Consider the following 11,111-nt stretch of genomic DNA (forward strand, 5'->3'; position numbering starts at 1 on the left):
CAATCCAAATAAAAAGAAACTCGGTGCAGCTCGGTGTAAAACATTTTCATTAGCCTTCGACTTCGCTCAGGATGACAATCGAGTCAATAGATTTTTAAGATTTCTAACCATTTAAATTTTAAAGATTATTTCAATTTCTTCAATCTGTGCTCCAAAATAAAATCAAGAACAAGGTCAAGTTCAATTTCAAGAGTGAAACGCTCGGTGCAACTCTCTCAACGCAATCCACTACAAAAAAACTCCATGAAGCTCGGTGTAAAACTATTTTGGCTATGTGTTTTAAAAAAAAGCATAAAAAAAACCGATTCATTTCTGAACCGGTTTTACCCTGCGGAGAAAGAGGGATTCGAACCCCCGGACCTGTTACAGTCAACAGTTTTCAAGACTGCCGCATTCGACCACTCTGCCATTTCTCCAATAAGTCGTGCACTACTTCCGTATTGCGAGTGCAAATATAGTACGATTTTTTATTTCTGCAAACGTTTTCAAAAGAAAAAAGTAAAAAAAACACACTTTCCTCCTCACCCCATTCCCAACCATTTGAATGTCAGTAAATAAATAAAACTAAAATTTTAAGAAAAAATCAAGAACAAGTGCTAGAACAAAGTCAAAGTTATCATTTGTACCGTTTTCTTTTCATACACATCGTAACTAAAGAGATGCTTAACAGCATGACAAACTAGACGATTAGTTTATTGTGAACTATAAAAGCGCAGCGCCTCTGTGTAGCTCTCTCAACACAATCCACTTCCAAAAAAACTCCGTGTAACTCTGTGTAAAACTTAGCGATACTTTGTGTTCCTAAAATCCGCCATCATCAGCGTTTTGCACAAGCAAACCCGTTTCATCCGCGTGCCAAACCAAGTGCAACGTCCGATACTTCGGACTCTGTGCAACTCCCTCAACACAATCCACTTCCAAAAAAACTCGGTGCAGCTCTGTGTAAAAAACTATGTTTCTATGTGGTATAAACTTCTAACAAAGAAAGTATCACTTATTCAAGAGATGCTTAACAGCATGACAAACTAGACGATTAGTTTATTGTGAACTATAAAAGCGCAGCGCCTCTGTGTAACTCTCTCAACACAATCTACTTCCAAAAAAACTCCGTGTGACTCTGTGTAAAACTTAGTGATACTTTGTGTTCCTAAAATCCGCCACCATCAGCGTTCCGCCTAAGCGGACCCGTTTCATCCGCGTGCCAAACCAAGTGCAACGCTCTGTGTAGCTCCCTCAACACAATCCACTTCCAAAAAAACTCCGTGCAGCTCTGTGTAAAAAACTATGATTCTATGTGGTATAAACTTCTAATAAAGTAAGTATCACTTGTTCAAGAGATGCTTAACAGCATGACAAACTAAGCGGTAAGTATTATGTGAACTATAGCCAGTGCAACGCCTCTATACACAATCCACTTAAAAAAACTATGTGCCTATGTGTTTCAATAAAAATCCGTCACAACCAGCGTTCCCCCTAGGCGGACCCGTTTCATCCGCGTGCCAAATCAAGTGCAACGTAAAATACTCTTCCCAACAAAATCTATTATCTTTGCAAAAAAAACAATGCAATCAAAACTATTTTGCCTAGAAAGCATTCCCGATGTTGCTTCCCAAACAACCAGCATCATCCTACCCTCTTTAGAAAAACTAGCGTTGCAATACAACATCACTAACGTTTACCAAACCTGCGACAGCATAGAAGGATTAGAAGAAAGCCTATCCACCCTACTCTACGAAGACCGAAACTTCAATGATTACGAAATCATCTACTTCGTATTCCAAGGAAGTGGCAACAACATCATCATCGATAATTATTTGTACAGCCTAGAAGAAATAGCCGAGTTTTTTGAAGGCAAACTCACCAACAAACGCATCCATTTTGCCAATACCTTACAACTAGACCTAGATTCCGAAACCGCTCAATATTTCTTGGATGTAACGGGAGCCATTTCCATATCAGGCTATCGCAACCCAGCTCCTATCCTTAGTACGATAATAGATAATCCATTCTTTGCTTTGTGCCAAGAATATGATGACGTAACCGATATTGTAGAAGAATTATTAGAAAAACACTACACCTTTGCCAAAGCAATGGGCTTTACTCTATATTATTAAAACGCTTATTTTGTTATAACAATAAAATTAGTAAAAGAACAATAATGATAATAGCTCCAACAGATAAATAAATACCACTATTATTGCTTCTTAATGAAGATTTAATAACTTTTACCTCTTTACGAAGTGCTTTTTTTTCTGAAGAAGTCATGTCCGATTTGTCCATTGCTTTTATTTCATTCAAACGATCTAACTGTACTTGTACATGCGCAGGAACTTCAAGCGGTTCAGCAACAGGCATATTTGAAGGATTTCCTGTAGCGGCCGAAATGGTGTTTGGAAAGAAACTTATCAACATAATTAGTATCAATAAGTATAGAGCTGTTTTTTTCATAATAGTATAATGTTAGTAATTATTTACAACATAAAATTATACACTTCAATTGACTAAAGTGTTACACTATTTTTAGAAAAAATTATAGAAATCACAAACGAAAATTCGGTTCCTATTTTAGAAAATTCCTAATTCCAAAACTACAAATACTTTGCAATGTCATCCGCCTGAATACTATGATGCGAAACACGATACACCACTTCTCCATTCTTTAAAACAATAATTTGTGGCGATTGATGAATCACACTTAATTCCTCAGCAATAAAATTAGAAACACTTCGGTACGAAAGCAAATCCAAATAATTGAAATCGGCTTTGGCAATTAATACATCATTTCCACTAACCAAGCGCTCTTTAGCATAAGCACTAATACCACAGGTAACGCTATCCTTAAATATAATTTGAGTTTTATTATTTGAATTTTCTATGATGTTATGAACATCTTGTTCTGTAGTAATGGGATTCCAGTTTTTCATAGTTATTTTTTTGTTAAACACATAGACACATAAGTCTATATTTTGTGTTGATTTTAGTCCGAAATGTCGGATCGAAGCTTCGGACGTTGTACTTTTCATAGCACACATAAACTATCCGCATAGTTTGTCTTGCTGTCAAGCATCTCTTACATGTTGAATAATCTATTAACGAATGATGAATTTTCAACTATTCAACTATGAACTACACGACAACATCGAACAGCCTACTTTATGTCGCGCCCAATCAGGTCGTTTAGCAAACCATTTTTCATATTGCGGTTGTTCTTCGTATGGATTTTTAAGCAATGTATATAATTCATCAATTACAGAATAATCTTGTTTCTCCGCAGCTTCAATTGCCAATTGTGCCATGTAATTTCGCAATACATATTTGGGATTCACTTTATTCATAACTTGTTTTCGATCTTCATCTGAAAGTGTTTCTCCTTTGATTTGCTCCAAATACAATTCCATCCAAGCCAACCAACTCGTTTTTAATGTCCCAACTATTTTATTTGGAGTATAAAAAGCATCGGCAACTTTAGCCAATGCTTCTTCTGGAGTATCCGTTTTTAAAACAGTAGAAAGGGTACGATAAAAAAGCGTCATATCTGTTTCAGAAGTCGATAATAAAGTTGTTAATTCATCCTGAAAATCCAATTCGTATGCTGAATGTAATCCTAATTTCAGTTGTTGTTGAATCGGAAATTTACTGTCGAATTGCGCACTAAAACTTTGCAATACTTTTTGCATTGCTTCTATATCTTCAATTAACGGAAATAAAGCATTACCCAATTGCACTAAATTCCACATAGCCACATCTGGCTGATTCTTAAAACGGTAGCGCTTACCTTCTGCATCGGTTGTATTAGGTGTCCAATCTGGGTCATAATCCTCTAACCACCCATACGGACCATAATCAATTGTTAGTCCTAAAATCGACATATTATCGGTATTCATTACGCCATGAACAAAACCAACACGTTGCCAATGCAACACCATTTCAACCGTTCTATTCACCACTTCTTGATAAAACTGCAAATACTTTTCTTTACCAGAAGTAGTAATATCAGGATAAAAATAATGAATCGTATAATCGGCTAACGCTTTTAAATTTTTGATATCCTTTCGAGCAGCAAATAATTGAAAATTACCAAAACGAATAAAACTTGGCGCTACTCTACAAACCACTGCTCCATCTTCGTAAGCAGCATTTCCATTGTACAATACATCACGTAATACCTTATCACCAGTTGTTACTAATGATAATGAACGGGTGGTTGGCACTCCTAAATAATGCATGGCTTCGCTACATAAATGCTCTCTAATAGACGAACGTAAAACCGCTAATCCATCAGCCGATCTAGAATAAGGTGTTGCCCCTGCTCCTTTTAATTGTAAAGTAAAACGTTGGTTATTATGTATAACTTCAAACAAATTAATCGCTCTACCATCACCTAATTGTCCAGCCCAATTACCAAACTGATGCCCAGCATAAGCCATGGCATAAGGTGTAGTATTAGGATAAACCATACTTCCCGAAACTAATTTTAAAAAATCATCGGTTTTAGTTGCTTCTTTTGATAGCCCTAAAAATGCAGCAACTTCTTCTGCAACATGAACAAAAGCAGGATTAGATGGAACTCTAGGTGTAACAAAAGAGTAAGCAGCTTCATAAACTTGTCTACGAGTATTAACCGTTTCTTGATCAGCGGGAAGTTGAGTGGTAAAAGTATCTTGAATCGTAAATTTCATCATTTATCGGGTGTAAACTAAAGTAATTCCTTTAGACAAATTAGCATCAAATGCATACCCATCGTAATTAAAGTTTTTTAAATCTTCTATTGTTGAGGCATTTGTATCTATAATATAACGCACCATTAATCCTCTTGCTTTCTTTGCAAAAAAACTAATCATTTTAAGCTTACCATCTTTATAATCTCTAAATTCGGGAGTAATAACAGGCACTTTTAGTGTTTTAGTATCAACAGCAGAAAAATATTCGTTACTTGCTAAATTTAGGAATAATTCATTAGGTGATAATTCATCATTTAAAGATTGCGTTACTTTCTTTTTCCAGAACTCATACAGGTTCTTTTTTGTCCCAATAGGCAAAGAAGTCCCCATTTCTAATCGATAAGGTTGCATTAAATCTAAAGGCTTTAAAATACCATATAAACCAGAAAGAATGCGTAATTTATCTTGAAGATCGTCTAACTTATCTACTGGAATAGTATAAGCATCTAATCCTGTATATACATCACCATCAAAAGCAAAAATTGCAGGTCGAGCATTAGCAGTTGTAAAAGGTAAAGACCAACTTTGATTGCGTTCCCAATTTAAATCGGCCAACTTTTCAGAAATATCCATTAATTCCATTAACTGTTTTGGCTTTTTCTTCTTTAAAGTCTTTTGAATGGTTTCAGACTCCTTTAAAAACAAGCTCTCTGTATGTTTTTGAACAGGAAGCGTTGATTCGAAATTTAATGATTTAGCAGGTGATAAAACAATTTTCATATGGGTAAACTTTATATTTTAATCAGCATATACAAAACATACATACTTGTATTTTCAAAAGTACGAAAATATGACCTAATGCGTTTTGCAATACAATAAATAAAAATTATAACGCAATCAATTTTTATACAAATAAAAAATCCCGATTAAATCGGGACGTTTTATTAACTCATTTTTCCTATGGCACAGCTTACATACGATTTAGCTTTAGCTCCTAAACCATTTGCTTCTCCATCTTCAGGATAACCTAAGACTTTTAATTTATCTTTTACTTCTGCAAGTTTTTCATCGTTTAAATAGGTCAAAGAAATTGAACTTTCTTCAACATTTACCGTAACTTCTGAAACAGCTTCTATGGTAGATAAATTCTTAGTAATGGTATTGGCACAACCACCACATTTTAAATTTTGTATGTATATTGTAGTTTTCATAATACTGTATTTTGTGAACAACAAATTTACACAATCTACATCTAATTGAGTTACAGATGCATTACTTTAACTTAACTTTAATGCGGTAACTTATCTTTTAGTAGTCCGTAAATATACGTTCCTAACAATGCTCCTATTAATACAACTGCAATAGCATAAGTTCCGGTTCCTAAAAGAATAAAAATAGGTCCAGGACAACTACCAACTAATGCCCATCCTAAGCCAAATAAGGTACCACCAATTATATAACGCCAAAAGCCTCTTTCCTTTTCAATAATATGGATAGGATAACCGTTGTAATCTTTAATTTTGAATTTTTTAATAATTTGAATACCCACTATTCCTGTAAACAAGGCCGTTCCAATAATTCCATACATGTGAAACGATTGAAATTGGAACATTTCATAAATTCGGTACCAAGAAACAGCTTCCGCTTTTGTTAAAACAATTCCGAAAAATATTCCCGTAAGAAAAAATCGTGCTAATTTCATATCAATAATTTGATTTTAGTAATTTAAAAAATATAAGGTAAAATAAAATGTGCCATAAGTAATCCGCCAATAAAAAAGCCAACTACAGCAACTAATGATGGTAATTGTAAATTACTTAAACCAGAAATAGCATGACCAGAAGTACAACCACCAGCATAACGCGTACCAAAACCAATTAACAATCCGCCTATCAAAAGAATGGCAAAACCTTTTGGTGTTTGTAACGTTTCAATACTAAAAATTGCATCAGGCATTAATTTACCATTTGGAGCATCAATATGTAATAAACTAAGATTGTGAACTGTTTCTGGATTCAAATTTACACCTGTTCCATCAGACAAGAAATGAAAAGCAATAAATCCGCCTACAAACGCACCAAGAACAACTGCTAAACTCCATTTTTGTTCACGCCAATCAAACTTAAAAAAATCACTAAACTTTCCAGCTCCAGCCATGGTACACATTGTACGAAGATTAGATGACATCCCGAAAGATTTTCCAAAATAAATTAATACCAACATAACTATACTAATTAAAAAACCAGATATAGCCCAATGCCAAGTTCCTAAAATCAATTCCATATTATTTTAAAGTTTTGCACAAAAATAGAAATTCAAATTGGCATTTGTAACTTTTGTAACATTTTATAGTAAATTTGAAGTTTAAAACTAAAACAATTAAAATGAAAAAGTTTTCAATTGAATTCAAATGGGCTTTAATAACAATACTTATATTTTTAGCTTGGATGACTTTAGAAAAAGAATTGGGTTTTCACGATGTAAAAATAAAATGGGAACCGCTTTTTAATATTTTATATATTTTTCCATTATTTCTGCTTTACTTTTTAGCTCTTTTAGACAAAAAGAGAAATTATTATAACAGAAACATGAATTGGAAACAAGGAATAATAGCTGCTATAGTTATTTCCTTTATTATAGTTCTTTTTAGTCCGATTTCGCAATTTATTCTTCATGAATTCATAAGTCCTAACTTTTTAAACAATACAATAAATTATACCGTTGCCACTAAAAAACTATCCATAGAAGAAGCAAAAGAATACACTACACTATCAAGTTCTATTTGGAAAAACATTTCAGATAGTCTATCGTTTGGAGTAGTTATTGGCGCGATTGTTGCTTATATTTTAAAAACAAAAACAGAGTAAAATGAAATACATATCTTATTTATTAATTTCAATCTTATTTACCAGTTGTGTAAGCACTCAATCTACATTAAAAAACGTAGATAAAACAGCCTTACGACCTTTAATTAAAGATAAAGCATATATCATTACAGAATATGCTACTGATTCAAAATATGCGTACGATCAAGATTATCCAATAAACATTGGAAACATCAGAGAAAATCAAGAAGACATTAATGTTTCCTACTATTTCAATGGATTAGAAGGTCCTAATGGCGAAAAAATTAGCTATAAAAAAATAGATACTTGTTGTCCTTTTCCAACAACAAACACAACTATGGGCGCAGGAACAATAGGTATTTATGAAATTACGTTTGAAGGAAGTAATAAAAAAGCAACACTTTATATTAATATATACGAAAAAGGTAAACTACTATGTCCAAAGGGATTTTCAATTAAAAAATTTCCTTAAGTAGATAAATAAAAACTATTTTAGTATCTGTAACATTTGTAACCTTTTCTACTGCTGTAGGAAAGGTTTTTATTTTTATCTTTGCAACTTCAAAATCAACACAAAATGAATTTAAAAAACATTCCACAAATTAAACATATAGAAAGCGGAAACTTTTTTTTGCTTGCAGGTCCATGCGCTATTGAAGGCGAAGAAATGGCTATGCGAATTGCAGAAAAACTAGTTTCTGTTACAGATAAATTAGAAATACCTTTTGTATTTAAAGGATCTTTTAAAAAAGCAAATCGTTCTCGTATAGACAGCTTTTCTGGAATTGGTGATGAAAAAGCGCTGAAAATTCTTGAAAAAGTTTCTAAAGCATTTGGAGTGCCAACTGTAACCGATATTCATACAAACGAAGATGCTGCTATGGCTGCTGCTTATGTAGATGTTTTACAGATTCCTGCGTTTTTAGTTCGTCAGACCGATTTAGTAGTGGCGGCTGCAAATACAGGAAAAACCGTAAACTTAAAAAAAGGGCAATTTATGAGTCCGGAAAGCATGAAACATGCGGTACAAAAAGTTTTAGATTGCCAAAATGAAAATGTAATGGTTACCGATAGAGGTACCATGTTTGGCTACCAAGATATGATTGTTGACTTTAGAGGAATTCCTACAATGCAACAACAAGCTACAACTGTATTAGATGTAACACATTCGTTACAACAACCTAACCAAATGACAGGAGTTACTGGCGGTCGTCCGGATATGATTGAAACAATTGCAAAAGCAGGAATTGCTGTTGGTGTTGACGGAATTTTTATAGAAACTCATTTTGATCCTGCAAATGCTAAAAGTGATGGCGCTAATATGTTGCATTTAGACTATTTTGAAGGATTAATGACTAAACTAGTTGCGATACGAAAAACCGTAAACCAATTTTAATATTTTTTTAAATTAAATGAAACATCCATTTTTAATGGTTGTACTAACTTTTTGTGTGTTTTCACAGTACACCTTTTCGCAAGAAACAGTAGAAAATCCTGAAAAATACACAGCGCACAACAAAGGTAAATTTTATATTTTTTGGGGTGGAAATCGCGAATCGTTCTCAAAGTCAGATATCCATTTTAAAGGAGCAGATTACGACTTTACTTTACACAATGTTGAAGCACATGATAAACCAAAAGGGTTTCATTTAGATTACTTTAATCCTGCTAGAATGACTATTCCTCAAACTAATATTAGAATAGGTTATTTCATATCAGACCATTACAATATTTCAATTGGATTAGATCATATGAAATATGTCATGTACAACGATAAAAGAGTGAATTATTCCGGATATTATCCAAATGCAGGAACTTATGGTGAAAATCCGATTGGTGATGAACTAACACTTACAGAAGACTTTTTACTTTTTGAACACACCGATGGCTTAAATTACATTAACACTGAAATTTCTCGTGTAGATGATATTTCAAGCATTTTTAAAATAACTAATACCGATAAATTTCAAATTAATTTAACAGAAGGAATTGGTGGTGGATTTTTATACCCAAAAACAAATGCAACGCTTTTAGGAAAAGAACGTCACGACGACTTTAATGTAGCAGGTTTTGGTTTGGGAGCTAAAGTGGGACTTAACTTTACATTTTTTAAATATTTCTTTATTCAAACCGAATTAAAAGGAGGTTATATCGAAATGAATAACATTAAAACTACAAATGATAGTGCCGATTCTGCTCAACAAAACTTTTGGTTTCTACAACGAATACTAACAATAGGTGGAATATTTAGAATCTAACCAAAAAAAAACATAGTAAAAAGCACGAAGAAATTAACTTCGTGCTTTTTTTTATTTTAAAATTTGAGCCGCATGCGCTTTTGTTTTTACGTCTGAAATTACTTCTTCAATAATTCCTTTTTCATTGATAACAAAAGTAGTTCTATGAATTCCATCATAAACTTTACCCATAAACTTTTTTGGTCCCCAAACGCCAAATGCTTCAATTACAGATTTATCCTCATCTGCTAATAAAGGAAATGGCAATTCGTACTTGTCAATAAATTTAGCTTGTGCTTTAGCGCTATCGGCACTAACCCCTAATAATTCGTAATTGTTTGCTTTAAAACGCTCAAAATTATCTCTTAAATCACATGCTTCAGCGGTACAGCCTGGAGTACTTGCTTTAGGGTAAAAAAATACCACTAATTTTTTTCCTGAGTAATCTTCTAGTTTATGTGCTACTCCATTTTGGTCTAAACCTGAAAATTGGGGTGCTTTATCTCCTGCTTTTAATGTTGTCATAATTTATGGTTTAAAGGTTAGATGTTTGAAAGATTAATAGCTTCAAAACTCATCAATGAAATTGAATTTTGATATTGCACTTTAACTTTATAAATTTACAAATCAAAGTTAGTTAAAATGACAAAAAGCGAGAAGGTAACATTTGTTATAAATACGTTAAATGAATTATATCCAGAAATTCCGATACCATTAGACCATAAAGATCCCTATACTTTATTAATTGCGGTTTTGCTTTCGGCACAATGCACCGATGTTCGTGTAAACCAAATTACACCTATCTTGTTTGCAAAAGCTGACAATCCGTATGATATGGTAAAATTGAGTGAAGATGAAATTAAAGAAATTATTCGTCCTTGTGGATTATCTCCAATGAAATCAAAAGGAATTTATGGTTTATCGAAGATTTTAATTGAAAATTACGATGGAATAGTTCCGCAAAGTTTTGAAGCTTTAGAGAGTTTCCCAGCTGTAGGACATAAAACGGCGAGTGTGGTTATGAGTCAGGCTTTTGGAGTTCCTGCGTTTCCAGTAGATACACACATTCATAGATTGATGTATCGATGGGGTTTGACGAATGGTAAAAGCGTGCAACAAACTGAAAAAGATGCCAAACGCATTTTTCCTGAAGCCTGTTGGAACGATTTACACTTGCAAATTATTTGGTACGGTCGTGAATATTCGCCAGCAAGAGGTTGGAATTTAGAAAAAGATACTATTACGAAGACAATAGGAAGAAAAAGTGTTTTGGAAGCCTATTCAAAAAAATAAAAAATGCCTCAAATCTATGGAGGGCACTGAAAAAGTTCCTTTAAATAATAATTGCAATAATTTAAGGAGTAGAA

The 11,111-nt window shown here is 33.3% G+C and carries 14 protein-coding genes and 1 tRNA gene; 6 read left to right on the forward strand and 9 right to left on the reverse strand.

Features of this window, described 5'->3' with window-relative positions; all coding sequences use genetic code 11:
* Positions 1 to 331: 331 nt before the first annotated feature.
* A tRNA-Ser gene (locus tag GFJ99_RS07310) sits at positions 332 to 416 on the reverse strand.
* A gap of 1,146 nt (positions 417 to 1,562) precedes the next feature.
* Here GFJ99_RS07310 and GFJ99_RS07315 point away from each other — a divergent pair.
* A complete protein-coding gene (locus GFJ99_RS07315) occupies positions 1,563 to 2,114 on the forward strand; it encodes a DUF6642 family protein (protein WP_153208168.1) in 552 nt (183 codons plus the stop codon).
* 13 nt (positions 2,115 to 2,127) lie between these two features.
* On the opposite strand, the gene GFJ99_RS07320 is transcribed toward GFJ99_RS07315, so the two are convergent.
* From GFJ99_RS07320 to GFJ99_RS07350, 7 genes are all read right to left on the reverse strand, one after another.
* Positions 2,128 to 2,448 (reverse strand): hypothetical protein, encoded by a 321-nt coding sequence (locus GFJ99_RS07320; protein WP_238990081.1) that lies wholly within the window; start codon positions 2,446 to 2,448, stop codon positions 2,128 to 2,130.
* 140 nt (positions 2,449 to 2,588) lie between these two features.
* Positions 2,589 to 2,924 (reverse strand): bacillithiol system redox-active protein YtxJ, encoded by a 336-nt coding sequence (gene ytxJ, locus GFJ99_RS07325; RefSeq protein WP_153208169.1) that lies wholly within the window; start codon positions 2,922 to 2,924, stop codon positions 2,589 to 2,591.
* A gap of 195 nt (positions 2,925 to 3,119) precedes the next feature.
* Positions 3,120 to 4,682, reverse strand: coding sequence for a YdiU family protein (locus GFJ99_RS07330; RefSeq protein WP_153208170.1), 1,563 nt, complete (start codon positions 4,680 to 4,682; stop codon positions 3,120 to 3,122).
* On the reverse strand, positions 4,683 to 5,441 hold the full coding sequence (gene yaaA, locus GFJ99_RS07335; RefSeq protein ID WP_153208171.1) for a peroxide stress protein YaaA: 759 nt from the start codon (positions 5,439 to 5,441) through the stop codon (positions 4,683 to 4,685).
* A 164-nt stretch (positions 5,442 to 5,605) separates the two neighbouring features.
* On the reverse strand, positions 5,606 to 5,872 hold the full coding sequence (locus GFJ99_RS07340) for a heavy-metal-associated domain-containing protein (protein WP_153208172.1): 267 nt from the start codon (positions 5,870 to 5,872) through the stop codon (positions 5,606 to 5,608).
* 77 nt (positions 5,873 to 5,949) lie between these two features.
* Positions 5,950 to 6,363, reverse strand: a complete 414-nt coding sequence (locus GFJ99_RS07345; RefSeq protein ID WP_153208173.1) for a DUF6691 family protein — start codon at positions 6,361 to 6,363, stop codon at positions 5,950 to 5,952.
* 23 nt (positions 6,364 to 6,386) lie between these two features.
* Positions 6,387 to 6,944: a YeeE/YedE family protein gene (locus GFJ99_RS07350; protein WP_153208174.1), complete on the reverse strand. Its 558-nt coding sequence runs from the start codon at positions 6,942 to 6,944 to the stop codon at positions 6,387 to 6,389.
* A 101-nt stretch (positions 6,945 to 7,045) separates the two neighbouring features.
* On the opposite strand from GFJ99_RS07350, the gene GFJ99_RS07355 reads away from it, so the two are divergent.
* The 4 genes from GFJ99_RS07355 to GFJ99_RS07370 all read left to right on the forward strand — a co-directional run bounded on the left by GFJ99_RS07355 (position 7,046) and on the right by GFJ99_RS07370 (position 9,765).
* The gene (locus GFJ99_RS07355; RefSeq protein WP_153208175.1) at positions 7,046 to 7,528 is read left to right on the forward strand and encodes a DUF4199 domain-containing protein; all 483 of its coding nucleotides are present in this window, start codon (positions 7,046 to 7,048) and stop codon (positions 7,526 to 7,528) included.
* Between the two features lies 1 nt (position 7,529).
* Positions 7,530 to 7,979 (forward strand): 2-dehydro-3-deoxyphosphooctonate aldolase, encoded by a 450-nt coding sequence (locus GFJ99_RS07360; RefSeq protein WP_153208176.1) that lies wholly within the window; start codon positions 7,530 to 7,532, stop codon positions 7,977 to 7,979.
* Positions 7,980 to 8,084: 105 nt separating this feature from the next.
* Complete coding sequence (kdsA, locus tag GFJ99_RS07365; RefSeq protein ID WP_008253468.1) at positions 8,085 to 8,903, forward strand: 3-deoxy-8-phosphooctulonate synthase; 819 nt, start codon at positions 8,085 to 8,087, stop codon at positions 8,901 to 8,903.
* A 16-nt stretch (positions 8,904 to 8,919) separates the two neighbouring features.
* Positions 8,920 to 9,765 (forward strand): hypothetical protein, encoded by an 846-nt coding sequence (locus tag GFJ99_RS07370; protein ID WP_153208177.1) that lies wholly within the window; start codon positions 8,920 to 8,922, stop codon positions 9,763 to 9,765.
* Positions 9,766 to 9,816: 51 nt separating this feature from the next.
* Here GFJ99_RS07370 and bcp read toward each other — a convergent pair whose 3' ends face one another.
* A complete protein-coding gene (gene bcp, locus GFJ99_RS07375; RefSeq protein ID WP_153208178.1) occupies positions 9,817 to 10,269 on the reverse strand; it encodes a thioredoxin-dependent thiol peroxidase in 453 nt (150 codons plus the stop codon).
* Between the two features lie 117 nt (positions 10,270 to 10,386).
* On the opposite strand from bcp, the gene nth reads away from it, so the two are divergent.
* A complete protein-coding gene (gene nth / locus GFJ99_RS07380; RefSeq protein ID WP_153208179.1) occupies positions 10,387 to 11,037 on the forward strand; it encodes an endonuclease III in 651 nt (216 codons plus the stop codon).
* The last annotated feature ends 74 nt before the right edge of the window (positions 11,038 to 11,111 follow it).

Source organism: Flavobacterium sp. LMO6 (assembly GCF_009495795.1).
Taxonomy (GTDB): Bacteria; Bacteroidota; Bacteroidia; order Flavobacteriales; family Flavobacteriaceae; genus Flavobacterium.

Coding starts and splice junctions, on each gene's coding strand:
- GFJ99_RS07315 (WP_153208168.1), top strand. CDS start 1,563: ATGCAATCAAAACTATTTTGCCTAGAAAGCATTCCCGATGTTGCTTCC.
- GFJ99_RS07320 (WP_238990081.1), bottom strand. CDS start 2,448: ATGAAAAAAACAGCTCTATACTTATTGATACTAATTATGTTGATAAGT.
- ytxJ (WP_153208169.1), bottom strand. CDS start 2,924: ATGAAAAACTGGAATCCCATTACTACAGAACAAGATGTTCATAACATC.
- GFJ99_RS07330 (WP_153208170.1), bottom strand. CDS start 4,682: ATGATGAAATTTACGATTCAAGATACTTTTACCACTCAACTTCCCGCT.
- yaaA (WP_153208171.1), bottom strand. CDS start 5,441: ATGAAAATTGTTTTATCACCTGCTAAATCATTAAATTTCGAATCAACG.
- GFJ99_RS07340 (WP_153208172.1), bottom strand. CDS start 5,872: ATGAAAACTACAATATACATACAAAATTTAAAATGTGGTGGTTGTGCC.
- GFJ99_RS07345 (WP_153208173.1), bottom strand. CDS start 6,363: ATGAAATTAGCACGATTTTTTCTTACGGGAATATTTTTCGGAATTGTT.
- GFJ99_RS07350 (WP_153208174.1), bottom strand. CDS start 6,944: ATGGAATTGATTTTAGGAACTTGGCATTGGGCTATATCTGGTTTTTTA.
- GFJ99_RS07355 (WP_153208175.1), top strand. CDS start 7,046: ATGAAAAAGTTTTCAATTGAATTCAAATGGGCTTTAATAACAATACTT.
- GFJ99_RS07360 (WP_153208176.1), top strand. CDS start 7,530: ATGAAATACATATCTTATTTATTAATTTCAATCTTATTTACCAGTTGT.
- kdsA (WP_008253468.1), top strand. CDS start 8,085: ATGAATTTAAAAAACATTCCACAAATTAAACATATAGAAAGCGGAAAC.
- GFJ99_RS07370 (WP_153208177.1), top strand. CDS start 8,920: ATGAAACATCCATTTTTAATGGTTGTACTAACTTTTTGTGTGTTTTCA.
- bcp (WP_153208178.1), bottom strand. CDS start 10,269: ATGACAACATTAAAAGCAGGAGATAAAGCACCCCAATTTTCAGGTTTA.
- nth (WP_153208179.1), top strand. CDS start 10,387: ATGACAAAAAGCGAGAAGGTAACATTTGTTATAAATACGTTAAATGAA.